This window comes from Nocardioides sp. S5, from assembly GCF_017310035.1.
GTDB lineage: Bacteria > Actinomycetota > Actinomycetes > Propionibacteriales > Nocardioidaceae > Nocardioides.
In genome coordinates this window covers 2,015,814-2,039,299 of the sequence record NZ_CP022296.1, presented here as the reverse complement: position 1 = coordinate 2,039,299, position 23,486 = coordinate 2,015,814, and the positions used below count along the sequence as shown (strand labels likewise).

General features: G+C 66.7%; 20 protein-coding genes. 19 read left to right on the top strand and 1 reads right to left on the bottom strand.

What is annotated here, in order from left to right; genetic code table 11:
- Nucleotides 1-27: 27 nt before the first annotated feature.
- The 5 genes from CFI00_RS10145 to CFI00_RS10125 are packed head-to-tail and all read left to right on the top strand — an operon-like array spanning nucleotide 28 to nucleotide 4,453.
- On the top strand, nucleotides 28-222 hold the full coding sequence (locus tag CFI00_RS10145; protein WP_207085025.1) for a hypothetical protein: 195 nt from the start codon (nucleotides 28-30) through the stop codon (nucleotides 220-222).
- On the top strand, nucleotides 191-607 hold the full coding sequence (locus CFI00_RS10140; protein ID WP_207085024.1) for a TadE/TadG family type IV pilus assembly protein: 417 nt from the start codon (nucleotides 191-193) through the stop codon (nucleotides 605-607). Before CFI00_RS10145 ends, CFI00_RS10140 begins: the two co-directional genes overlap by 32 nt.
- Nucleotides 604-1,026: a TadE/TadG family type IV pilus assembly protein gene (locus tag CFI00_RS10135; RefSeq protein WP_242532778.1), complete on the top strand. Its 423-nt coding sequence runs from the start codon at nucleotides 604-606 to the stop codon at nucleotides 1,024-1,026. The genes CFI00_RS10140 and CFI00_RS10135 overlap by 4 nt, the downstream gene beginning before the upstream one ends.
- Complete coding sequence (locus CFI00_RS10130) at nucleotides 1,023-1,442, top strand: TadE family protein (RefSeq protein WP_207085022.1); 420 nt, start codon at nucleotides 1,023-1,025, stop codon at nucleotides 1,440-1,442. The genes CFI00_RS10135 and CFI00_RS10130 overlap by 4 nt, the downstream gene beginning before the upstream one ends.
- Nucleotides 1,439-4,453 carry a LysM peptidoglycan-binding domain-containing protein gene (locus CFI00_RS10125; protein ID WP_207085021.1) on the top strand — a complete coding sequence of 1,005 codons (3,015 nt, stop codon included), beginning with the start codon at nucleotides 1,439-1,441 and terminating at the stop codon, nucleotides 4,451-4,453. Before CFI00_RS10130 ends, CFI00_RS10125 begins: the two co-directional genes overlap by 4 nt.
- A 59-nt stretch (nucleotides 4,454-4,512) precedes the next feature.
- On the opposite strand, the gene CFI00_RS10120 is transcribed toward CFI00_RS10125, so the two are convergent.
- Nucleotides 4,513-5,109 carry a hypothetical protein gene (locus CFI00_RS10120; RefSeq protein ID WP_207085020.1) on the bottom strand — a complete coding sequence of 199 codons (597 nt, stop codon included), beginning with the start codon at nucleotides 5,107-5,109 and terminating at the stop codon, nucleotides 4,513-4,515.
- 242 nt (nucleotides 5,110-5,351) lie between these two features.
- Between CFI00_RS10120 and CFI00_RS10115 the strand changes: the two genes are divergently transcribed.
- The 14 genes from CFI00_RS10115 to CFI00_RS10050 all read left to right on the top strand — a co-directional run bounded on the left by CFI00_RS10115 (nucleotide 5,352) and on the right by CFI00_RS10050 (nucleotide 23,457).
- Nucleotides 5,352-6,260 (top strand): bifunctional DNA primase/polymerase, encoded by a 909-nt coding sequence (locus CFI00_RS10115; protein ID WP_207085019.1) that lies wholly within the window; start codon nucleotides 5,352-5,354, stop codon nucleotides 6,258-6,260.
- A complete protein-coding gene (locus CFI00_RS10110) occupies nucleotides 6,257-6,601 on the top strand; it encodes a hypothetical protein (RefSeq protein ID WP_207085018.1) in 345 nt (114 codons plus the stop codon). The genes CFI00_RS10115 and CFI00_RS10110 overlap by 4 nt, the downstream gene beginning before the upstream one ends.
- Nucleotides 6,598-7,446: a serine/arginine repetitive matrix protein 2 gene (locus CFI00_RS10105; RefSeq protein WP_207085017.1), complete on the top strand. Its 849-nt coding sequence runs from the start codon at nucleotides 6,598-6,600 to the stop codon at nucleotides 7,444-7,446. The genes CFI00_RS10110 and CFI00_RS10105 overlap by 4 nt, the downstream gene beginning before the upstream one ends.
- Complete coding sequence (locus tag CFI00_RS10100; RefSeq protein WP_277988369.1) at nucleotides 7,439-8,416, top strand: ParB/RepB/Spo0J family partition protein; 978 nt, start codon at nucleotides 7,439-7,441, stop codon at nucleotides 8,414-8,416. The genes CFI00_RS10105 and CFI00_RS10100 overlap by 8 nt, the downstream gene beginning before the upstream one ends.
- Before the next feature lie 1,058 nt (nucleotides 8,417-9,474).
- The gene (locus tag CFI00_RS10095) at nucleotides 9,475-10,140 is read left to right on the top strand and encodes a hypothetical protein (RefSeq protein WP_207085015.1); all 666 of its coding nucleotides are present in this window, start codon (nucleotides 9,475-9,477) and stop codon (nucleotides 10,138-10,140) included.
- Nucleotides 10,141-10,147: 7 nt separating this feature from the next.
- Nucleotides 10,148-11,266, top strand: a complete 1,119-nt coding sequence (locus CFI00_RS23585) for a C40 family peptidase (RefSeq protein WP_242532777.1) — start codon at nucleotides 10,148-10,150, stop codon at nucleotides 11,264-11,266.
- A gap of 744 nt (nucleotides 11,267-12,010) precedes the next feature.
- Nucleotides 12,011-12,952 (top strand): EVE domain-containing protein, encoded by a 942-nt coding sequence (locus tag CFI00_RS10085; RefSeq protein WP_207085014.1) that lies wholly within the window; start codon nucleotides 12,011-12,013, stop codon nucleotides 12,950-12,952.
- A gap of 101 nt (nucleotides 12,953-13,053) precedes the next feature.
- Nucleotides 13,054-13,344 (top strand): DUF6112 family protein, encoded by a 291-nt coding sequence (locus tag CFI00_RS10080; RefSeq protein WP_207085013.1) that lies wholly within the window; start codon nucleotides 13,054-13,056, stop codon nucleotides 13,342-13,344.
- Between the two features lie 32 nt (nucleotides 13,345-13,376).
- Nucleotides 13,377-13,682 carry a DUF6112 family protein gene (locus tag CFI00_RS10075; protein ID WP_139624216.1) on the top strand — a complete coding sequence of 102 codons (306 nt, stop codon included), beginning with the start codon at nucleotides 13,377-13,379 and terminating at the stop codon, nucleotides 13,680-13,682.
- 10 nt (nucleotides 13,683-13,692) lie between these two features.
- A complete protein-coding gene (locus CFI00_RS10070; protein ID WP_207085012.1) occupies nucleotides 13,693-14,985 on the top strand; it encodes a type IV secretion system protein in 1,293 nt (430 codons plus the stop codon).
- Nucleotides 14,986-15,090: 105 nt separating this feature from the next.
- Complete coding sequence (locus CFI00_RS10065; protein ID WP_242532776.1) at nucleotides 15,091-16,440, top strand: SCO6880 family protein; 1,350 nt, start codon at nucleotides 15,091-15,093, stop codon at nucleotides 16,438-16,440.
- A 90-nt stretch (nucleotides 16,441-16,530) separates the two neighbouring features.
- A complete protein-coding gene (locus tag CFI00_RS10060; protein WP_207085010.1) occupies nucleotides 16,531-19,920 on the top strand; it encodes a serine/threonine-protein kinase in 3,390 nt (1,129 codons plus the stop codon).
- On the top strand, nucleotides 19,917-21,638 hold the full coding sequence (locus CFI00_RS23580; RefSeq protein WP_242532774.1) for a S1 RNA-binding domain-containing protein: 1,722 nt from the start codon (nucleotides 19,917-19,919) through the stop codon (nucleotides 21,636-21,638). Before CFI00_RS10060 ends, CFI00_RS23580 begins: the two co-directional genes overlap by 4 nt.
- Nucleotides 21,639-21,642: 4 nt before the next feature.
- The gene (locus CFI00_RS10050; protein ID WP_207085009.1) at nucleotides 21,643-23,457 is read left to right on the top strand and encodes a hypothetical protein; all 1,815 of its coding nucleotides are present in this window, start codon (nucleotides 21,643-21,645) and stop codon (nucleotides 23,455-23,457) included.
- The last annotated feature ends 29 nt before the right edge of the window (nucleotides 23,458-23,486 follow it).

The following is a 23,486-nucleotide window of genomic DNA, read 5'->3' as shown; positions in this document are numbered from 1 at the left end:
ACGGACACATCCACAGGAGGAAACCCCATGTTGAAGGTACTGGTCCTGCTGCAGATCGCAGCACTCAGCAAGTACGACGGCCTGCGAGCATCCCGCCGTAGTGAACGCGGGTCGGTGACGATGGAGCACGTCCTCTGGGCCGTCGCCGTCATCGGCATCGTCGGGATCGTCGTCCTCGCGGTCACGAACTATGTCACCTCAGAAGCGGGCAAGATCAGGTAGCCGCCGCCGGCGACGCGGCGAACGGGGCTCGGTCTCGATCGAGCTCGTCGTCCTGCTGCCCGCACTGTTCGCGGTCATGTTCCTCGGGATGCAGGCAGCGCTCTACTACCACGCGAAGACGGTCGCCATCGCGGCCGCGCAGCAGGGCGCCAGAGCCGCTGGAGCCGAGCAGGGCCAGGAGTCCGACGGGGTCGGCGCCGCCAACGACTTCCTCGCGGAGGCCGGTGGCGATGACGTCATCACCGCGACCTCGACGAGTGCGAACCGGACCGCCACGACTGCCACCGTGACTGTCAGCGGCTTCTCTCTGAGCGTCATTCCGGGGTGGAAGGTCCGCATCACGCAGAGCGCGAGCGTGCCGGTCGAGCAGGTGACGGCGCCGTGATCCGCCGGGACGAACGCGGTTCAGCAGCGCTCGAGGCGGCGATCGGCGTACCCGCCTTCGCGCTCTTCGTCGGTCTGGTCATCTTCGGGGGTCGGACGGCGACCACTCATCAGGCACTGCAGTCCGCCGCTGCCGATGCCGCTCGGTCAGCCTCACTCGCGCGCAATGCCGACTCCGCCCAAGCGGATGCCCGCGAGGCGGCGACCTCGAGCATCACCAACCAGAAGATCGGATGCTCGGCCATCGACGTCGCGGTCGACACGAGCGACTTCGACAAGCAGCCTGGCGTTCCTGGCTCGGTGAACGTGACTGTCGCGTGCCGACTCGACCTGTCAGATCTCGCAATTCCCGGAGTCCCTGGATCCCGCGTCATGCGGGCGACCATGTCCAGCCCGCTTGATACGTGGCGCGAACGATGAGCCTCCGGGTCGAGCGCGGCTCGGTCAGTGTCTGGCTGGCCCTGTCCAGCTTCGTGATGATCTTCCTCGTCGGTCTGGCCGTCGACCTGGGAGGTCAGGTTCACGCCCACGAGCGCGCCCACGACGTCGCCGCGCAGGCCGCACGAGCGGGCGGTGAAGAGGTTGAAAGCGGCTCCGCGATCCAGGGCCACGAACTCGCGATCAGCCCAGCCGCCGCACGCGCTGCCGCGCAGCGCTACCTCGACGCAGCCGGAGTCACCGGCACGGTCGCGATCACCGGCGGCACCACGATCACGGTGACCGTGAAGGACTCCTACGACCCCCAATTCCTCGGGCTCATCGGCATCAACCGCCTCGACGTCAGCGGCACAGCGACCGCGCGACTCGTCCGCACCCTCGGAGGTAGCGAGCAATGAACAGAGCCAGCTCCAGGCTGCGCGGCCTCTTCGCCACGCTCGCGCTCGTCGGGTTCGTGGTCGGCGTGCCCGTCGTGCTCGTCGCCATCGACGCGCTCCCAGACCCGAGCGCCTTCACATGGCCGCGGCTGACATCTCAGGACGACGGCGCACTGGCTCTGCAGGTCATCACCGGGATCTGCTGGATCGCGTGGGCGGTCTTCACGTGCCAGCTCGTTGTCTCCATCGTGTCGCAGGTTCGCGGCATCCGTACGCCGCGCCTTCCGGGTCTCGCTGTGCCGCAGCTCGCCGCCGACCGCCTGGTCGCCGCCGCGGCGCTGCTGTTTATCGCAGTGCCGGCCGTCAGTGCTGTGTTGCCTCAACCCCGCGCGCACGCGGCAGTCGCGGCGCCGTTGCCGGAGCACCCGGAGGCTGCCGTCGACGTCGCGCCGCCGGTAGGAACCCGAGCAGAGGACCGCGCCCAGGCGGTGCAGACCGAGACCGAGCGCTACACGGTCAAGCGCGGTGACAGCCTCTGGAAGATCGCTGCAGAGCGACTGGGTGACGGCACGCGGTACGTCGAGCTCGTCGCCCTCAACGAGGCAGTGCTCGACGGACGTCCCGACTTCCTCCTGCCCGGAACCGTGCTCAAGGTCCCCGTCGTGGAGGACTCTTCGGGCGGCTCGTACGTCGTGCAGCCCGGTGACACCCTCTCCGAGATCGCCGAGGACCAGCTGGGCGACGCCGACGCGTACGCGTCGATCTTCCGAGCATCGCGGGACACCGTTCAGCCGAACGGTGCCCACCTCTCCGACCCGGACCTCATCCTCCCCGGCTGGAAGCTCACGATCCCGGGGCAGTCGGATCCGGTTGAGTCGCAGAAGCCGCAGCATGCTCAGGACCCACCTCTCCCCGAGACGATTCCTCCCACCGACGGCGCGACTCCTCCCGTTCGGGAATCAGCCGAACCCGCACCCGAGCAGGCTTCCCCCGAATCCGCCGAGGACGAGATCAGCCCGACGTGGCTGCTCCCCGGACTGGCCGGTGCCGGAGCGCTCCTGGCCGGGTCGCTCTGGCTGGTGCTCCGGCAGCACCGGAGAACCCAGCTGCGCTACCGCCGGCCCGGCAGGATCATCGCGCCGCCGCCCGGCGAGCTGCGTGCGGTCGAGAAGTCCGTCCAGGTGTCGGGATCGGTCACCGCCCACTCGATCGCAGGGCTCGATGCCGCCCTTCGAGGCCTGGACCCTGCACCTCGCCTGCTCTCCGTCCGGCTCTCTTCCAGCCGGATCGTGCTGAGGCTGGCGGAGCCGGCCGAACTCCCTATGCCATGGACCGGAGAAGGCGCCGGATGGCATATCCCTGTCGAGGCGGTCCCGACGCCGCCCCCGGACGCACTGCCGCCGTACCCGATGCTCGTCAGCGTCGGGCAGGCAGACGACGGCGCGCTCGTACTGCTCAACCTCGAGGAGCTTCGCGCGCTGGCACTGACCGGGGACAGCGACCGCAGCGCGGCGCTGGCTCGCCATCTCATCGCGGAGTTGGTAGTCAATCCTTGGGCCTCTCCCGTGCACATCGAGGCGCTGGGAATCGGCGGAGAGCTGGCCTCGATCAACCGCGACTTCGTCCACGTCCACGACCTCGGAGACGACGCGTTCCTCCGCTCGCTTGCCGACGATCTGGCGACCGCCAGCCCGACCGGCGAACCAGACGAGTTCCACGCGGCGATCATCGCGGGCGGCGACAGCGGTCCGGATCTGACGCGCCTGACCGGGGCCCTCGTTGGCTTCCCTGGACGCGCCGGCTTGGCTCTGGTCAGCGTCGGAGAGGAACCATCCCCGCCGTACGTCGACGTCCACATGAGTGCCGGAGGCCGTCTGCGGATCCCCTCTCTTGACCTCGACCTCGCCACCGCGGGGTTGACTGTCGCCGAGGCAGGGGCGTGTGCGGCGCTCATCGATCTCACCGCGGAAGCGCAGGTCGTTCCAATCCCCCGTTCGGCCGACGAGCGGACCGTGACGGATCGCGCGGGCGCGCTCGTCGATGAGCTGACGGAACCGCGCCCTGAGGACCAGCCGGCGGGTTCAGCCTCACTGCTGCCGCTCGACACCCACGTGTATGCCGACCGGGCAGCGACGACCGTCGATGACGTCGAGACGCTCGCCCCCAACGCGTCTCCGGAAGCCGCAGCGGCCCTCCATGCCTCCGATCCGGACCTGGACGAGGACCTCGCCCGATGGGATTCGCCGGTTCCCGTTGCCCCGAAGGTGACCTTGCTGGGTCCGGTCACGGTCAGGACTCTGGGTGACGCGACAGCCACGGCCCACCGCCGCCCGTACTACGTCGAGTTCCTTGCCTACCTCGCGCTTCACCCGAACGGGGTCACCGCAGAGAAGCTCGCCGAGGACCTCTGCATCCGCCCCCAGAAGGCGCGATCCGACCTGAGCATCATCCGCAAGTGGCTCGGGCAGAGCCGGGCGGGCAAGCCGTTTCTCCCGCGAGCGCAGCAGACCCATCAGGAGGGCGTCCCGGCGACCTACGCCCTCGACGCGGTCCTCTGCGATCTCGACCTGTTCAGGCGCCTCCGTGCCCGCGGCCAGAGCCGCGGCGCCGGGGGGATGGCAGACCTTGTCGCGGCGCTGCACCTCGTCAGCGGCGAGCCGTTCACCGATCTCCGCAAAGACGGTTGGGGATGGCTTCTTGAGGGCGACCGACTCGACCACATCATGACCGCCGCGATTGTCGATGTCGGACACATCGTCACCACTCACGCTCTGGCCACCGGCGACCTCGAGTTGGCCGACTTGGCGTCCAACGTCGCCGTCGCCGCCTCGCCGTACGACGAGATCGCCAACCTCGACCGCGCCGCGGTCCACCGAGCCATGGGGGACGTTGACGCAGCCGACGCTCGGATTCGGGACAGGATCTCGAATCGTAGTGATGACGACTACGGACCGATCCAATTGCCGCTTAGAACCACGGCGATCGCCAAAGGCAGGCAACAGGGGCCTGCGAGGCGACAACCGACGGGTTGACGCCGACACCGAAGGGCGCCTTGATGTACGAGTTCAGCGGTTCGAATCGCGATTTGGGATCAGCTCACGTCTGTCGAATACATCCAGCCCGTGAATGGGCCCTCGAACATTGCTTGGCCAACCTGCGAGGTCGTGCGGACCAATTGGCTGAACTGCATCTCGTCGACGTCGGTTCCGGTGACGGCAGCTGACATCCAAAACTGTGTGCCGTCATGAGCGCCGACGAAACCTTGAAACTCGGTCTCGATGCTGCGTACTTGCTGGTCCCCAGGGATGACCCTGATGTGCATCGGCTGCGGCTGACCGAGCGGCGCAACCGACGCATGGATCTGAACCTCCATCTGGCCGCGACGAGGCATGAAGTACACGATGACGACCTTCTGCGCCACCGCCGTCGGCTCGAGGCCGGAGTCGGGCGGCACCTCCCACATTATCGTGCCATTGCCTTGTGGCACCGCGCGCGCATTCAAGAACTGACCGCGCATGGAGAAGTCCGCCTTTGCGGTGTCGAACTCATAGAACACGGCATCAGTCGCTGGCGGCTGAGTGGATCGGAACCGAACCCGGACATCACCGTCGTCGTCATAGCTCCAGGTCACGCCCATACGATCAAGTGCCGAGCCGATGTCCTGAGCAGTAGCACGTGTCAGGTCCATCTCTACTCTCCTCGCCCGGGCGTGCAAAGCCCAGAATTCGTTTCCTGTATCAGCTGGATCGTCGGATGACTTCCGTTCAGCCCACCGTATTGGAGCGCAACGCTGACATCCGACTTTCCGAGGAAGTCGGGCGCCCACGACTTAGGGATACCTCCTGACCTGCGCAAACGCAGGTATCCCCCTCCTCCGATCCCGTCAGGTATCCCGAAATCGTGGATACCTGGCGGCGCATCGTCGGGGGCATGTTCGACCCCAACAACCCGGTCCCGACGTGGTCGGTGTCGACGATGCAGCGGGTCGCTGGCGAGCCCACGCTCGCGGCCGCGGCCATGCGCTACGCGAACCTCGGCATTCCGGTCTTCCCGTGCGTCCCGGGCGGCAAGCAGCCGCTCACGCCAAACGGCTTCCACGACGCGACCTCCGTCGCCCGCGTCGTCCACGGCTGGTGGCAACGCACCCCTGACGCGAACATCGGACTGCCCACGGGCGCACCGACCGGCGTCCTCGTCGTCGATGTCGACGTCCATCCCGGCGCGAGCGGATTCGACGCCTTCGAAGGAGCGCGGAGCCAGGGGTTCGGAAACGACTGGGCGTGGCTGGTGCGCACGCCCTCGGGCGGGCTCCACGCCTACTACCCGAACGTCCGCGGCCAGGAGCAGCGCAGCTGGCAGGTCCCCGCAGCGCACATCGACTTCCGCGGCGACGGCGGCTACGTCATCGCTCCCCCGTCGCGTGTCACAGTCGAGGACGCCCAGCGGTCGTACGACGTCATCGCCGTCGCAACGCACCCGGTGAAGCCCGTCGATGCCCTGGCGCTCCGCCGATTCCTGGAGCCACCGCGACCGGCGCGGACCTCCCCGCCGCCCGGCATGCCCGCCATGGGATGCCGCCCCGACGCCCTGGCGCGAACCGTTGCGCTCACGCCGGAGGGCGGCCGTAACCGCACCCTCTTCTGGGCGTCGTGCCGGATGGTCGAGAACGGGCTGAGCCACGCGGAAGTCATGGGCTGGCTCGGGCCGGCAGCACAGTACGCCGGGCTCCCGGACCGCGAGGTCGAGACCACGGTCGACTCCGCGTTCCGCATTGCCTCCCGGCTCGGCCCGGGGAGCCGCCCGGGCCCTACCCCAGCGAGTGAAGGGATCCACCTGTGAACACGCACGCCGAGTACCGCCGCCACAGCTATCGGGCGCCGGAGCGCCCGAGCCCTGCTGAGGGCGCCGAGCCCAACGCCAGCGAACTCGCACGGCACCGTGATCTGTCACTCGGGCCCGAACAACCGACACGCGATCAATCGCAGAAGCGGATCGCGTGGGTGCGCCCCACCGAGCTGGGCTCCTACCTCGGCCCGATGGTCGGCCGCGGGATCGATCTCCAGACGGAGCTCGTACGACGAGCGCGCCGTACGCCGGCCACGACGACGCGCACGCTCCGTCACCCCGGACCAGACCGGTCGGCGGCGGCCGCCGCGAGCCAGGATGGACTGGGACTGTGAGCGCCTCGTTTGCCACCCCTGAAGGTCTCCGCGCACTGCTGCAGCGCCTTCACGACCGAGAGAGCGTCGGCTACTGGGCCTGGCGGCAGGACCCCGAGGCGGAGCGGCTCATGCAGTTCACGATCGGCAAGTACCGATCGCTCGCGCGCACACATAACTGCGAGCCTGAGGACTCGGCCTACGCCGCCTTCGAGGCCATGCGCACTCGCGCGGTGAGGTGCGCGGACGACCCGTGGGCAGTCATCACCCGTGCAGTCCAGGTCAGCCTTATCGCCGAGGAGCGCGCGGCCGGGCTGCTCTGCTCGACGTCCCAGGCGCGCAGGCGGGAGGTCATGCGTCACCACGACGCTCGCCGCTTCGGCGAAGACGAGACGGGGTTCCTGGAACTCCTCGCTGAGAGCAGGGGTCCGTCGCCGGTGGACCCGGCGCCGGCGGCGCCGCGGTTGAAGCCCGGCGAGGCTACGCCGACGACAGCGTTCGAGGCGCTCAACCTCGTGATCAGCATGTTCGTCGCCCTCGGCTGGCCGAGCAGCAGCGCGACCTGCACTCTCGACTACATCGCCACACGGCTGATGGAAGCCGGCGACCGCCACGTGGCCCACGCCTACCTCCGGCGTGACCTGGCCGGCCGCGTGGCCCTCGACCTCGACCGCGACTCCTGGGCAACCGCGCTACGGATCGTGCTCGGCAACCCGGACAAGGCCGCCGTCGCGACGCGCGCCGGCGTCGGCGTACTCGCCATGCTCGTCTGCGACTGGAAGGTCATCGACCTGCTCGCCGACGACGGGCTCGTCGTGGAAATCCGCGACTCTGCGCCAAAGGTCGCCAGGAGGATCGATGTCTGACAAGGGACACATCGAGCTCGAGCGCCGGATCGATTCGATCACCGTCGGCGTACGCCACCGCAAGGACCCCGGCGACCTGAACGCCCTGATGAAGTCGATCGAGGAGGTCGGCCTCCTCCAGCCAGTCACCATCACCCCCGACGGCGTCTTGATCTGCGGCTGGCGCCGGCTCGAAGCGCTGCGGCGGCTCGGGCGGCGCACCTTGAACGTGTGGGTCCGCTCCGGCATTTCCGATCAGCTCTCGCACCTGCTCGCCCAGCAGGACGAGAACGAGCAGCGCAAGCCGCTCTCCCCGGTGGAGACCGCCCGGCTGTACGCCGAGATCAAGTCGCTCGAGCAGGAGGATGCCCAGCGTCGAATGGCCGCCACGCAGTTCGGCGGTGGAGGTCGCGATGGCGGAGCCTACGGCTCCGGGGATTCCCCGGAGCCATGCGGTGACGCCCGAACTCGCGCAGCACAGCGGCTGACTGGCAGGGACGCATGGCAGCGCCTCGAGCAGACCAACCGGATCGAGTCAGTCTCCAAGGACGAAACACTGGGCGAGTCCGTCCGCGAGTTCGCAGCGAACATGCTGAGGGAGATCGACGGCGGTGCCCCGGTGTCACCTGCGTACAAGCGTGTGAAGGCCGCAGTCGAACTGGTAAGCCAGCCCCCTTCCCCGTCCCAAGAAGAGCAGGACGAGATCGCCCGGCTCGCCGCCGAGGCGCTCAAGCGCGTCCAGGAGGAAGAGAACGCCCAGCGCCTCCGCGCTCTGCGGAGCAAGGCCAGGCGCGCGCCGAAGCACCACAGCCCGCGGTCGTTCGTGCTGATGTGGTCTGAGCTTGAGGGGTGGACCGCGCTGTACGACGTCGCGGAGCTTGCGGGTGCTCTCAAGGACGACGACTGGGCGCGCTTCGAGCGCGTAGTCGCGGAGACGATCGAGCTGCGTGACCAGCTCCGCCAGGCACGTACGGCGGCCGCGTCGGCCTGATCGACTACACCGGTGGCTTGACTTAGTACCGTTCATCGTCGTTCCCGTTCCAAGCGGTGGGCCATTCTCCCCCTTCATTGGGAGGTTCCAAGTCCTCACCGTCCGGCGGCCAATCGTCCTCGTCCCAATCATCCCGGCTCCTGGGCACCCGCTCGGGGGTACTTGAGCGGCCCCGATCGAGCAACTCCGGCAGCGACGGTGCTCCGTCCCATGTAACACCCCGCCGGAGGGCCTCAGCTTGGTTACAGATCTTGTGAGCTGGACCGAGGTAATCGTGTCTGCCGCCCCTGTCATGATCGTGGGCAAGGTCCCAGCTGTCCCAACTCGCTCCGCGCTCGATCCGCCTGGATGACATGAGGCATTCCCGCTCCATGCAGTCGGCGCCATGGGCTCGGATGATGTCCTTCCAGGCGGCCCGTAGGTTCTGGTGCGCAAGGCCGTAGCGATCGTCCGCCGAGGTCAACCGCCCAACCTGCTCTGGCCGTCGGGGCACCGCAGCCTCGGCAGCGTGGAACCGGTTTGCCTCATACTCCCGACGACGCTGGTCTCCGCGCTTCCTCTCGCCAATCGGTGAGAGGAGCACGGCTGCCGGAACTTGGATGACGAGCATGATGGTGGGCCACGAGAGGAGCCAAATGATGGGTGTCGCGAGCACCATTAGCAGACCGATTGGCCCGTTCGATGCAACGGCCATCACCACTGCAACGAGGCATACGATCGTTTGCGCCACGTGACGGATCCGTCTAGCGACTACGTCCTCCCAGGGCTCCGCCATCTGTGGCCCCACTTCTCCCCCATCGTCGACGACAGCGTACCGACGGTCGCCGTCGCAACGGGTGCGATTGTCCCGAAGAGGCGGAGACAACAGTCGTGGGTAAGACCCGGTCAATGATGACGTCGGCCGCGACGACCTTTGTCCCCCCTTAGCGACTCCCGGAACACCGTGCCGGAGCCCCGACGGGCTGAGGTTCCCACCAACCCACGTCGCGTAGGTCCAGTACAGGCCCGGGCTGAGCGGCGTACCTCTGAGTGTCCGCCACCTCGACCTCGGAGCCTCGATGCGCAACCTCACCTGGCGCCAGATCGCCGTCATCCTCGGCTGCGTCCTGACCGTCGCGACCCTCGCCGTCGGCATCTACGGACTCGTGCGTGGACCCCAGTCCGCCGAGTCCACCCCGGGGCCTCAACCGCCCGGAGAGTTCGAGGCGATCCCGGAGGAGACGACCCCGGTGGTCACGCTCGACGATCGCGCCCTCCCCCACACGACCGATCCGATCGCGTACGCACGCGCCGTGGCGTCCTCGCTGTTCGACTGGGACACCAGCCTCGGCTTCCTGCCGACCGACTACACCGCCGCCGTCCTGGCCGATGCAGACCCCTCCGGGGAGGAGACGCCCGGCCTGATTGCCGACGTCGCGACCTACCTGCCGACCGTCGACCAATGGCTCGACCTCGGGGCGATGGAGGTACGGCAGACGATCGAGATCGACGACGCCTACGTCCCCGAATCCTGGACCGCCGCGGTCCAGCAAGCCCACGGGCACCTCCGACCGGGCACGACGGCCGTCACTATCACCGGCACGCGGCACCGGAGCGGCGTGTGGAACGGCGAGGCCGCCGAGTCGTCGCACCCGGTCGCGTTCACCGTCTTCCTCGCTTGCGAGCCCTCGTTCGAGCGCTGTCACGTGCTGCGGCTCTCGCAGCTCGACAACCCGCTCAAGTGACGACACCATGGGCATCAAGTTGTTGGCCGTCGGCGCTGCGGCCGCCGTACTCCTCGCACCCGGCGCAGCCGTCCTGGGCGTCGCGACGCTGATCAGCCCCGCCGCGGCCGGATCGGGCAGCTGCATGTGGGAGGGGCAGGCGACCGAGAGCCTCGGCGTCAGCGGCCCCGTGCCGGACAGCCTCAGCGCGACGAACACCAACGGCGAGACCGTCACCCTCAACCAACGGCAGCTCACCCGGGCCGCGGCGATCATCGCCACCGGCCAGAGCGAGAACATCCCGGCCCGCGGCCAGATGATCGCGGTCATGACCGCGCTGACCGAGTCGTCTCTCAGGGTCCTGTCGAACACCGGCGCGTACCCCGACTCCGGCAACATCCCGAACGACGGTGACGGCAGCGACCACGACTCCGTGGGCCTCTTCCAGCAACGCCCCGCCGCCGGGTGGGGCAGCGTCGAGAACCTGATGGAACCCGTCTGGTCGTCACGCGCCTTTTACGGCGGACCCAGCGGCCCGAACCACGGCTCGCCTCGGGGCCTGCTCGACATCGACGGATGGGCGTCAATGGATCCCGGCGCCGCGGCCCAGGCGGTGCAGGTCTCGGCCTTTCCCGACCGGTACGCCGTCAACCAGCCCATCGCGGAGGAGGTCCTGGCGACGCTGAGTGGCGTATCGCTCTCCAGCGAGCTCGCGTGTGCTCAGCCGGCGGGCGAGGTGCCGATGAACCCTCCGCCCGGATTCGCTGGTGACTTCATCAAGTCCGCCGCGTCCCAGCTCGGCAAGCCCTATGTCTGGGGCGGTGGCAACTTCGAGGGACCTACAGGCGGAGGCTTCGACTGCTCAGGCCTGGTCCTATACGCGGCGTATCAAGCGTCCGGCGGTCGGATCCGACTCCCCCACTACAGCGGCTCGCAGATCCAGGCCGGTCAAGGCATCGCGTGGAAGGACAAGCAGCCTGGCGACTTGATCTTCTTCAGCTATCCCGGCGCTGGCGGTCCGCACCACGTCGCCATCTACGTCGGCGAAGACAGGATCTTGCATGCACCCCGGACCGGCGATGTCGTCCGCTACGGGACGATCGGCGAGTTCTCGGGCGAGGTCATGACGGTGAGACGGCTTGGATAGCCCGCCGCACTCATCCTGAGCACCACACCAACGGCAACCAGATCCTGCGGCACAGAGCGTCTTATAGGCCATGCTGAGGCAAGCCAGACGAAAGGTGATCAGATGGCCACGGGTCCTCATTTGGTCGGGGCATATGGGCTTCATTGGAAGCGCAGCGAGGTCTCGTGGACGCCCGGGCGAGGTCGCCCGTGGCAGATGCTGGGGCGACGTGGATCGATCCGTCCGGGTCTACGTGTGTGTGACTTCCGCAAGGCCGCGGGCCTCTACGTGCTCGAACGGAACAGCGTGCCCGTCTACGTGGGCCTGGCCCGTAGTTCCGAAGGAATCGGATTCCGCCTGCGGAGCCATCACAAAGAGGGGACGAAGTCCTGGACGGGGTTCTCGTGGTTCTCCTTCGACGACGTGAAGGACATGGGCTCAAGCCGCGACGGGTGGTCATATGTGGACCAACGCGAGTGGGTTTCGCGGAGCCCCATGCGCGACACCGTGGCAGAGCTCGAGGCACTCCTGGTCAGTGCCCTGCGAGGCCGAGCTCTCATGAACGTTCAAGACCCCCGCTTCCGGAACGCCCACGAATGGACGCAGATCGTCAGGTCCAACTACGGCCCCGGTGGAATTTGCCATCGCGTCGATACCGAGGGGTTCTGGGATCAGCGTCCATTCGGCTGAGAGCACGCTGACTGGGCATTCCATGTGTCGGTGGCCTGCTTCACAATCGTCCTAACAGACGGGAAGGGGGTCACAGTGACCGATCAGACGGTCGGCCTAGTGTCGGCGGCCAGCCTGGGCGCTTGGTTGCTCAAAGCCAATCCGACGATCTACCCGATCGCGGAATGGATACAGGATCGACCTGACGAGCCCGTCACCTCATGGAGCGTGCAGCGCAACTATCGGTCGGCCATGATGGAAGCCGGTCAGCCGGTGTATCTGTGGATCAGTGGCGACGGCCGCGACATTGAGCCTGGAGTCTGGGGGTATGGGGTTGTCACGGGCCCGTGCGAGGTGGGCACCGCCGATAGCCGGTGGCTGGACCGGGACGCTGCCTCAGGCGCCGGCTATTACGCGATGACTGAGATCAACTTCCTTGCTTCACCGGTGTCGCGCTCCGCACTCAATTCCGACCCCCGATTCGCCGATCTCGAGGTTCTCAAAGTGCCGGCCGGGAGCAATCCCAGCTTCCTGACCATCGACCAAGCACGAGCCTTGCGCGAGCTTGCCCAAGCTGCCGATCGCGGCACGTGCCCTCGGTGTCGCAATGGCGAGATCCTCCACGTCGTCTTTGGCATGCTTCCGCCGGGCAGCTTGGATGGCGAACCCCCGTGGGTCACCGAAGGTGGGTGCGTGATCATGGGCCTGCCGACAAATCGGCATTGCCCGGCATGCGGTCTGGACTGGCTTGCGACCAGCGGAGGCCGGCCCCAGGCCCGGACGCTGCACGAACTGCGAACGCTGTTGGGTTGCGACTCGACCGCCGGCCTCGAAGACCTGCTCTGGGACCACTGCGACGTGGATGTCCATGTTGAGGACGTTCCGGACGATCACGACGAAGTCGGCGCTCTGAGCCTTCGAATCGGCACGCGAGGCGTGACACTTGAGTTCCCGTTCTCCGTCACCGAGTTCATTGTCACCGTGGACGAACTCCTAGCCGAGGTCCTCGACGACTGGGACGAAGAGCTTCGCGGGTGAACCGGAGTTCCGAGAGAGCTCCAGCAAACCCTTCGCGTACCTCATGCGACCGATCATGCGTCTGCTGGCAATCTGCCGGACTCAGTTGACCACCTCGTTGCATGAAGGAAGCCTCATCGAGCGCGCGTGACATTGGGCCGGACTTCGGCGCCGTCGGCGGTTCAGACGACCTGCGACTGATCGTCGGCGCGCTTCTGACATATGGCCTGATCGTCGCCGTACTCATGCTCATCGTCTCGGCAACGACCTGGGCGCTCGCTTCCAGCTCAGGAAGTTGGCACACGGCTCAGAAGGCGAAGCTCGGCTGCCTCGTCGCGATCGGCGGAGCGGCGCTCACGGGGGCCGCGCTCACATGGGCCAACTGGCTGCTGGACATCGGCCCGCACCTCTAAGGCGTCCGCCCGTCCGACGTCAGGAGCCTCCGATGGACCTACTCACAGCAGCACTCCTGCTCCCCCTCGACATCTCGATCGATCCCAACTCCAACGGCCTGCCCGGGATCGGCCAGCTCAAGAAGATCGTCGGAGCCTCGATGACGGTTGGCCTCGTGCTGGCCGTCCTCGCGCTGATCATCTCGGCGATCGTCTGGGCGCTCGGAGCCAACTCGTCGAACCCCCACCTGGCCGGTCGGGGCAAGCTCGGCGTACTCGTGGCCCTCGGTGCCGCCATCGTCTGCGGCGCGTCGGTGACTCTCGTGAACTTCTTCTGGAACGTCGGCCAGCAGGTCTGAGGGATCGATCATGGGTGTCTGCGACGTACCGGTGATCCACGAGGTCTGCAACGCCGCCGGCGACGCGGCCGGCGCGGTCATCACCGCCCCGTTCGACTGGCTTGCTCAGGGTATGGGCGGCGCAGCCGAGTGGATGTTCACCTCTGTCTGGAAGGTCATCGACACCACGACGTACGTCGACGTGACCAGCGGCGAGTACACGAAGGTCTACAACATCATGTTCGGCGTCGGCGTCTTCGTGATGCTCGGCTTCTTCATGCTCCAGGTCATCGGCGGCATGATCCGCCGCGAACCAGCAGCCCTGTCCAGAGCCGCGCTGGGACTAGCCAAGTCGATCCTCGGATCGTTCGTCGCGCTCGCCCTGCTCGCGACTTGGCTCGAGATCACCGACCGGCTTTGCATCGGCATCGTCAACGCAGCGGGCACCAACATGAACGAGATGGGCGACAAGGTCGCCGTACTCGCCGCCGGACTCGGTGCCATCAACCTGAGCGCTCCAGGAGCTGGCGCGATCCTGACGATCTTCCTGGCCAGCCTCGCGATCATCGGCGCGATGGTGGTGTGGATCAGCCTCCTGATCCGCAAGGCACTCCTTCTCATCGCGATCGTCTTCGCACCAATTGCGCTCGCCGGCGCCAGCTGGGACCACACCCGGACATGGCTGAGCCGCTGGGCGACGTTCGTGATCGCGATGATCCTGTCGAAGGTCGTCCTCGTGGTGATCTTCCTGCTCGCCACCGCCCAGGTCTCGGCGCCGATCGACGCCGACCTGGAGTCCGTCAGCCAGCCGATGGCGGGCGTCGTACTGATGCTTATGGCCGGGTTCGCGCCGTACCTGACCTACAAGGCCATCGCATTCATGGGCTTCGACATGTACCACGCGATGTCGGCCGAGCAGGAGGCCAAGTCCTCGCTCAACCGGCCGATGCCGATCCCGCTGTCTCGCCGGACCGGCAGCGAGCCGGCGAAGGTCCTGGGCGGGGGCGGCGCAGGCGGTGGCGGCGGTACGACGTCCGGTGCCTCGCCTGCGGCCACGGGACCATCCACGGGCGGACCGTCAGGTGGCACCGGCGGCGGAGGCGCCGCAGCAGGTGGCGCCTCCGGAGGTGCTGCCGGGGCGGGCGGTGCAGTTGCAGCCGGAGTTGTGGTCGCGAAAAAGGCGGCAGCGGCCGGTCCTCGGCTCGGCAACTTCGTCGCCGCCCAGGCGACCGGCCAGGCACAGGCACATGAGTCCGCCGCTCCTTCGACCGTCCCACCCCCAGTTGCGGATTCGACGCTGGTCGACACCGCAGGGAAGAAGTGAGCGGCCGTGGCCACGACGACCCGCGAGCCGGAGCTGACCCCGATCAAGTTCTCGCGGCTGACCCGACGCGGCGTCCTGCTCGGTCTCTCCGGCCCCCAACTCGTGATGGCCAGCCTCGCGTCGGGCACGTTGATCATCGGTCTGTATGTCGGCGCCGTGGTGATGACCTTCCCGATTATCCTGTTCTTCGTCGCGCTGGCATCCGTCGCTGTGGGAGGGCGCAAGCTCATCGAGTGGGCGCCGATCGGCGCGCGCTGGCTCTGGCGATCAGCGGGCGGGCAACTGCTGTACCGCCGTCGAGTCGTGAAGCCGCGCCCCGCGGGGACGCTGGCGCTGCCCGGTGACGCGGCTCGGCTGCGTCAGTGGGTCGACCCTGAGACCGACGCCGTCATGGTTCATGACCCGCACGCGGGGACCCTGACGGCGATTGTCGGTGTCTCCCACCCTGCGTTCGTGCTGCTCGACCCGGCGGAGCAGGAGCGGCGGGTCGTGTCGTGGGGTCGGGTCCTCGCGACGGCATGCCGATCCGGGCGAATCGCCTCGGTCCAGGTGATGGAGCGGACACTGCCCGACTCCGGCAAGGGCCTGGCGGACTGGTGGGAGCAGCACGGCAACCGCTCAGACTCGTGGGCATCGACGACGTACGGCGAGCTGGTCGACCGCGCTGGGCCCGCGGGCGAGCGCCATGCCTCGACCGTCTCGACCTCGTTGGACATGAAGGTTGCCGGGCGAGCGATCCGGGCTGCCGGCGGAGGCATGCGAGGAGCGGCCGCCGTACTCCGGCAGGAGATGGCGACCATGCTGGCCGCTCTCCGGTCCGCCGACCTCTCCCCCGGCGAATGGCTCACGCCCGGCGACCTTGCGCTGATCCTGCGGTCCGCTTACGACCCCGCGGTCGCTGGCGCACTCGAGCGCCAGGGCGACATCGGCCGGGACCTGGCCACCGCAGGCCCCGTCGCGGTCACCGAATCGTGGGGCTCGTTGCGCAGCGACTCCGCGCACCACTGCGTCCTCTGGATCACCGAGTGGCCGCGGTCCCTGGTGTATCCCGGCTTCCTCGCGCCTTTGCTGCTGTCTTCGGGGATCCGGCGGACCTTCACGCTGCTCTACACGCCGATGCGCACCGACCGAGCTGCCCGAGACATCCGCAAGAAGAAGACCGAGTACATCTCCGACGCCGCCCAGCGACAGAAGATCGGCCAGATCGAGGACGCCCAGCAGACCGCCGAGTACCAGGACGTCCTCCAGCAGGAAGCCGACCTGACCGCCGGGCACGGTGTGCTGCGTGCGACCGGGTTCATCGCCGTCAGCGCCAGCGATCCGGACGAGCTCGAGCGCGCTGTAGCGGCGATCGAGCAGGCGGCGATCCAAGCGTCGTGCGAGACGCGCCGGCTCTGGGGACAGCAGGCGCAGTCCTTCGCGGCGAGTGCGCTCCCACTCTGCCGCCGGGTTTGATCCCTCCGCAGATCGTCCAAACCGCAGCAAGTGTCGGACCTGCTCCCTAGGCTCGGACCGAATCATTCGGACGGGAGCAGGGACAACCAGATGCGGATCATTGCCGGCAGATATGCCGAGATCGCGAACACGCGTCGGGTCGGCGGACAAGGCGAGGTCTTCCAGGCAACGGACCTGCATCAGGGCGGCCGCATGGTCGCGGTCAAGCTACTTCCAGCGTCTGCTGACGACATCTACCGCATCTACTTCGAACGTTCGACTGCGGCCAACCGGAAGCTCAACCACCCGAATGTCGCTGCGCTGCTCGACAGTGGGGTCGACGACGGAATCGGCGCCTACTACCTCGTCATGGAGTGGGTCCCCGAAACGCTCAACTCCTGGTTGAGCACCTTCGATGAGCCACCGGGCTGGGACGACCTTGCCGAGGCTGTCGCACTCCCGCTCGCATCGGCCCTCGCGCATTCCCACTCGCTGGCCGTGCTGCATCGCGACATCAAACCAACAAACGTGCTCTGGGATGGCACCGCCCCGATCCTCACAGACTTCGCCCTGAGCAAGATCAAAGACCAGGTCGCAGCCGCCCAAGATGCGACGGTCGTCGGCAGCACAAACGCTCCTTGGGCGCCGCCAGACCACGCGTCTCGTGGATCGACGCGATTCGACGTGTACGGGCTCGCAGCCACGCTCCTTCAGTGCGTTACCGACTCGCCCATTCGAGACTTCCCCGACATCGCCAAGGCGCTGGCTGGGGCGGACGTCCCGCCGGATGTACTTGATTTGCTGTCTCGTAGCCTCGATCCGGAGCCGAGTAGGCGCCCTGCCGACGGCCAGGTGATGCTTGTCGAACTGCAGGCCATTCATGAGGCTCGACTTAGCAGGTGGCGGAAGCAGAAGACCATCGTCTTCGAGCTGTCCAATACGGCGCGGCGTGCTCTTGAGGAGGAGTCACCTGATCGGCGTCCCGAGTCCGCCGTTCCCGGACTCCTCGGCGATGGGACGGTGGTGCTCCCCCGCCTGGAGACAGGCGCCGACGGAAAGTCGTACTACAACGCTGAGGGCTTTCGGCTCATCGGCGACCGCTTGGAGCTTGGAATGGTCTTCACGGACCAGTACCGGCTCCTGGCAAAGTGGGCCAAAGTAACCGACTTTGAAGCGCTTGAGCGGTTTCGCGCCAACGAGGATGCCGTTCCGATCGACGCTCGGGACTTCGCCTGGTCAGCCGAGCGTGCTGCCAATCCCAAGCAAGCAGCTCAGGCAGCCCTGGAACTGCGCACCCTGCTCAGCAAGGCAGTCCAGGACTTCAGCGACCGCTTCGGCGAAAGGTTCAAGCAGGCGCGACTAAATAGCTGGTCGCAACTCATCGACGCGAAGGAGCAACTCGAGAAGCGGCTCGAGGAGCCAATCTCCTACGAGGTCGTCGGTAGAAGCGGCATGGAGTTCGAACTCGAGTCACCGGCGCCTGTGCCTCCTGCCGTCCTGGACCAAGAGCGGGTGGCCAGACCTGACGACGACCCAACCGCTCGCGGCGTTCCGGTCAACGTCGTCGATGTGGCGGGCACCGACTTGATCGTGCGCGCACTCCAAACCACTCGGGACATGCCACGCCACGGCGTGCTCGTGCGTGATCGCCGTCCCTCGCAAGCCGCCATAAAGCGGCAGAAGACGGCCCTCGCTGCTCTCCGCGAGGGCAGCTCGGCACGACCACACCTTCGCGAGATCGTCCTCGACCCGGAGGTCGCGACGGCGCCTGATCCGGTTGCCTTCGAGCCGATCACGCCCGACCTCGACGACGACAAGATCGCCGCGGTCGCCAACGCGCTCGGTTCAGAGGACATCTATCTAGTCGAAGGCCCACCAGGAACCGGAAAGACGTCATTTATCTGTGAACTGATCAACCAGTACCTGCGCGCCCGGCCTGGCGACAAGGTGCTGTTGGTCAGCCAGATGCACGTAGCGATCGACAACGCCGTCACACGCCTGTTCGACTCCGGTGTCGCGGACGTCGTCCGGCTCTCGAGTCGCGACGACAAAGTCGACCCGGATGCTTCGCACCTCCTGCTCGCAAACAAGCTCAGTGCTTGGACGGCCGAGATCGCCAAGCGTGCGCAGAACGGATTGAGCGTTCTCGCTGAGCGCGAAGGAATCGAAGTCGAGTCCGTGTCCCTCGCCCTTCGAGCCGAGGAGGCACGGGCGGCTCTGCGGGAGGCTGCAGATCGTCGAGAGGCCCTAGGGGTCTTGGAGCCGTCGGACCGGCTAGACAATGAGGATCTTCCGGACGATCGCGCGACGATGCTGGCGGACTACTACCGCGCGTCCGAGCGGTCTGAGGAGGCGGCTGCAACCGTTCGAATGGCCGCCGGACGACTGGGCGAGGAGCTCTCCGCCGAACCAACTGACTCGGAGCTCGCCTCACTCATCGATCGTCTGGTGGGCACGAGCCCGGGACATCAACGAATCCGAGAGCTCCTGCAGATTCAGGGCGACTGGCTGAACAGCCTGACCGACCCTGGGGCGAGTGAGCCCCTCTTCCTGCCAACGCAACGGGTCGTTGCAGGCACCTGCATGGGATTCCTGTCGAACGCGAAAGTCCAAGAGATGCAGTTTGACCTCTGCATCATCGACGAGGCATCACGGGCCACCGCGTCCGAACTGTTGGTTCCGATGACGCGCTCCAAGCGGTGGGTCATGGTCGGCGATCCACAACAGCTCCCGCCGATGGCGGAGGAGGTCTTCGAGCACAAGGACCTCGTCGACGAGTTCGAGCTGGACAAGCTTTTCCACAACTCCTCGCTGTTCGACATCCTCCTGGCCGAGTCGCCTGAAGCGTGCCGAACGCGACTTACCACGCAGCATCGGATGGCCGTCCCGATCGGGCGCCTGATCTCCGACACGTTCTATGACGGTGAGCTCACCCACGAGCCATACCCTGCCCTGCTTCCTGAGTCGGTTGAGGACAACGACCGCCTCGTCTGGTTCTCGACCAGCCGCCGAGCCGACCGTGGAGAAGAGCCCAAGCGGGCCCGCGGCGAAAGTTCCTCGAACAAGACCGAGGCACTCGAGATCGCAAAGCTACTCGCGCGGCTCGAGGGCAGCACGCAGCAGGGCGGCGTGCGTCGCATCAAGGGCGGGCCAGTATCAGTGCTTGTTCTCACCGGATATCGAGCCCAGTGTCTGGAGATCGAGCGCGCAATTCGACGCCTCAACCTGACCGGACTCAGCGTCACCGTGAACACGGTTGACGCGGTTCAAGGTCGTGAAGCAGACGTCGTCATCTTCTCAGTGACGCGAAGCAATCTCACCGGCGACTTCGGCTTCTTGGACGAGCGCTACTCCGGGCGGATCAACGTCGCTTTGTCACGTGCGAGAGACGTTCTCTGGATCGTCGGCGACTCGGAGTTCGCCGGCAGCAAAGAAGGTCCACTAGGTAGGGCGCTGACCCATATTGGTCGGCCGGGGATCGGAAGGATCGAATACCTGTGAGCCGCGACATCTATGCCGACGCCGCACGGCGTCATGCGCACGCGCTACCGGGACACACCCTGTTGGCCGCGGAGCCCTGCTACATCCCGGCGTCGGTACTCACGGTCGATGTCCTCGCTGAGGAAGTCGAGGACCTGGACAAGGCTCAGAAGTACGCGCTCGCTGCCCTGCTGAACGGCATCTACACCGTCGAGGATCTCGAGCTCTTCATGGGCCTCACCCCAGAAGACACCGCAACCACGGTCGCGGGCCTACTCCGGTCGGAGTTCGTCGACTACCGCCCCCCTGCCCCGGGGCAGCCGCGAGTCCTCAGCCTGCTCCCCAATGGCCTTGAGGCTGCACGTGACGCGCGCGTGCGACGCCCGAAGTCGACGACCATCCAGGTGGTATACGACCGGCTCACAGGCGGCGTCACCAGCTGGCGCAGAAACTCGCTCGTGCGCTCCGGTACCGCCAGGAAGTCCCAATTCATCGTTCTGCCGCAGAAAGGCGGCGTCGACGTAGAGCGTGCTGACCTCACAGTCACTGCCATCTCTGACGCAATCCATGGGTACGCCCGTTCCGACTTCAAGATCCTCGGGGTCACCGGTGTAACGGAGAGCCGGAACTTCTATCGCGACGCCATCTTGCTCGTCTACAGGGACATTGACTCGAGCTCAGTTCGCCTGGGAATCGAGATCGACGGCCAGTGGAGCGAGGAGCACCTGGCTGCACTCGAAGACGTCGACGCAGTCGACAAGCTCGGCATCAGTTCGACCGAAGGGGTCAGTTACGAGCCTGCGGACGAGCCCGGTCCCCGACTCTCGCGCGACGAAGTGATCGCGATCCAAACCGCCCTGAATGACGCCGATACCGCGCCGCAGGCGGACGATGACCGACTAGATCGCACCGCCATCCGGTGGCTATCCATGGCCGACCACCCCGCGTGGCTGGATGACGCACTAACGGGACCGAAGCGTCGCCTTCTCATCATCAGCCCCTGGATCACAGGCTCCGTAGTGACCCGGCAGTTTGTTGGACGCCTCGAGCAACTAGCGCGAAGTGCAGATGTCACGATCTTCTGGGGTTTCGGCGACAACGCGAAGACAGATCGCCACGCCCTCCAGTCGCTGCACGACGCAGCTGGGCGGTCCTCGCGGCTCGCCGTCGTGCGCGTTGACGACACTCACGCGAAGATCCTCGTGAGCGATAGCTACTACGTGAAGACGAGTTTCAACTGGTTGTCGTTCCGGGGGGACTCGAACCGGAAGTTCCGCCAGGAGGAGGGCGACCTCGTCAGCGATCAGGTGTTGGCGGACCGTGCCTACGACCGGTACATGCGTGAGAACTGTGGCCTCGCTCTGGAGATCGTGGGGACCCTGCCCGAGAGGTACCGCACCTACGTCAATCCGGCGTCTTCAACCACGGGGCCCCCGCCGTCGTCGCCTGACGCCATGTCGCCGCCACGGCAGTCGCGAGCTGAAAGGAAGCGGGAGGCACTGAAGTCCTTGAGCGTCGGCGAGGTCGTCTCGGGCACGGTCAAGACCATTACGAACTTCGGCGCATTCGTCGATCTAGGCGAGGTTGACGGACTGGTTCACATCTCCCAACTTGCTGATCGTCGCGTAGACCACCCATCCGACGTGGTGTCCGTCGGCGACGCGGTCACGGTTCTCGTCCAGGATGTCGACCTTGACCGTGAGCGTGTCTCGCTCTCTCTCCGCGCCGTCCCGCAGTAGCCGCATGTCCGCCGTCCACCGGGTTGATGACGACCTCGCCGCCGCTGCACTCGCGAATCTCCTTAACGGCAACTCTCGCAAGCGGCCCGTTGTCGTCGTAACGATTCCGGCCGGTCGGACAGATCCGTGGATCGACGTCGAGGAGGTCGCACGTGAGGCCGTGAGCCTCGCCGACGTCTATCTGATGCCCACCGGGCCGTTCACCTGGGACTTCTCCGATCGGATGGCGGTGGGAACCCAGGTCTACGGTGGCGCCGGCCGCGTCTACCCCGTCGGACGTGAGTGGGCCTCTGACCTCTCAAAGTCGCCGCTCCGATTCGCCTTCAACGAAGACGACGGAGACCGCGCCACACAGAAGCTCATCTCCGACATGCTCCGGATGGCCGCAGCGGCCGGGCTCCTCCAGTCAGTCCCCACCCGTGAACTCCGCAAGGTCGATACCACGGTGAAGATGGTCGTCGCCGGCCGAGCACTCGTGGACGTCGGGAATCTGTTCCCCGCCGCGATCGCAGAAGAACCTGCGGTCGATGACGTCCCGATCGATCGCATCGTGGAAGCCGGTCTGCGGATCGAGGGCTGGTACGACGCCGACAGCAACCGGGTCGACATCAGACAGAGCCTCCGGCGGCATGGTGAGGCCCTCGCGGCGTACGCCGTCGGTGACGTCGTCCTCAGCAAGGTCGCGAAGGTGCGCAACGGGAAGGCGGAGCTGGTCCTCTATCCCCAGACCACCACACCCCCGGTTGTCGTCACGGTCCTTCGTGCCGACGTCACCGCGAACCCTGAGGACGACCTCCGCACGCTCATGACCGTCGGCGAGGTCATTCCTGCCCGGGTAACGGCGACAGGGCCGAATTGGGCACTCGCCCTGCACGATGTCGATGATGACGAGCCGATCGTGTCGGCTTCCTCGCTGCTACCGGGCGGGCCGCCGTGGCTCAGCGAAGAGCCGGACCACTCCGAGGTCGACGAGCCTGAGGCTGTCACGTCCTTGCCGATGCCGCCGCCGGCTCCGACACCTGTGCAGGTGATCGAAGCGCCGTCGCCCACGCAGCCGCCGGCAGCCGCGACGCCGCGGCCGAACCCGGCCATGCTCGACAGGAGCCGCCCCGGCCCGAGCCAGCGGCCGGCATCGGCGTCTCCTGCCCCTCACCGGCCGACCGAATCGACCCGAGGCCTGCTGCTCAAGGTCGACGGGCTGACAGCCGAGATTGCCGGGCTCAAGCGCGAGGTCGTCAACCTCCAGACCCAGGTGCTCGCGGGGTCCGACGAGCATGAGCAACTCCGATACCTGCTGGACCAGGCCGAGCGGCGGGCGAACAAGGCAGAGAACGACCTGAAGTCCACGCGTGCGCGGCTCCGGAAGGCAACCAGCACCGGCAAGTCCGAGAGCCCGGCTGGAAACGGCCCTCGGTTCGCCGACCCCGAGCAGGAGTTCCGGTACCTCGTACTCACCCAGTGGGCTACTCGCACCCTTCCCAGCGAACAGCGAAACCGCCCGCTCACCGACTTCATCATTGGCCCACGATTCCTCGAGTCGCTGGAACGACTCCAGGGAATCAAGCCAGAGAAGGTGGCCGACGTCGCCTTCGAGATCGTCACAGGACTGGCACCGCAGCTCCCCAGCCGCGAGGTCCACCATCTACGCGCGGGTCCGGGAGGCGACGACCCGGTGCGCGTCCGGGATGACGGAGCCATCGCGTGGCGGGCAAGTCTCCAGGTCAACACTCCCTCCGCTCGACGCATCCACTACTGGGTGCTTCCAACTGGCCAGATCGAGCTCGCCCGGGTTGCAGCACACGATGACTTCGCAATCTAGGCAGAGATGGTCGAGCTGGCCGTGCTGCT

Bases quoted from the DNA above. Each gene is read 5' to 3' on its own strand.
- CFI00_RS10130 (WP_207085022.1), top strand. From the start codon at position 1,023: ATGAGCCTCCGGGTCGAGCGCGGCTCGGTCAGTGTCTGGCTGGCCCTG.
- CFI00_RS10070 (WP_207085012.1), top strand. From the start codon at position 13,693: ATGGGTGTCTGCGACGTACCGGTGATCCACGAGGTCTGCAACGCCGCC.
- CFI00_RS23585 (WP_242532777.1), top strand. From the start codon at position 10,148: ATGGGCATCAAGTTGTTGGCCGTCGGCGCTGCGGCCGCCGTACTCCTC.
- CFI00_RS10095 (WP_207085015.1), top strand. From the start codon at position 9,475: ATGCGCAACCTCACCTGGCGCCAGATCGCCGTCATCCTCGGCTGCGTC.
- CFI00_RS10075 (WP_139624216.1), top strand. From the start codon at position 13,377: ATGGACCTACTCACAGCAGCACTCCTGCTCCCCCTCGACATCTCGATC.
- CFI00_RS10145 (WP_207085025.1), top strand. From the start codon at position 28: ATGTTGAAGGTACTGGTCCTGCTGCAGATCGCAGCACTCAGCAAGTAC.
- CFI00_RS10060 (WP_207085010.1), top strand. From the start codon at position 16,531: ATGCGGATCATTGCCGGCAGATATGCCGAGATCGCGAACACGCGTCGG.
- CFI00_RS10080 (WP_207085013.1), top strand. From the start codon at position 13,054: ATGAAGGAAGCCTCATCGAGCGCGCGTGACATTGGGCCGGACTTCGGC.
- CFI00_RS10140 (WP_207085024.1), top strand. From the start codon at position 191: ATGTCACCTCAGAAGCGGGCAAGATCAGGTAGCCGCCGCCGGCGACGC.
- CFI00_RS10120 (WP_207085020.1), bottom strand. From the start codon at position 5,109: ATGGACCTGACACGTGCTACTGCTCAGGACATCGGCTCGGCACTTGAT.
- CFI00_RS10115 (WP_207085019.1), top strand. From the start codon at position 5,352: ATGTTCGACCCCAACAACCCGGTCCCGACGTGGTCGGTGTCGACGATG.
- CFI00_RS10125 (WP_207085021.1), top strand. From the start codon at position 1,439: ATGAACAGAGCCAGCTCCAGGCTGCGCGGCCTCTTCGCCACGCTCGCG.
- CFI00_RS10065 (WP_242532776.1), top strand. From the start codon at position 15,091: ATGGCCAGCCTCGCGTCGGGCACGTTGATCATCGGTCTGTATGTCGGC.
- CFI00_RS10050 (WP_207085009.1), top strand. From the start codon at position 21,643: ATGTCCGCCGTCCACCGGGTTGATGACGACCTCGCCGCCGCTGCACTC.
- CFI00_RS10100 (WP_277988369.1), top strand. From the start codon at position 7,439: ATGTCTGACAAGGGACACATCGAGCTCGAGCGCCGGATCGATTCGATC.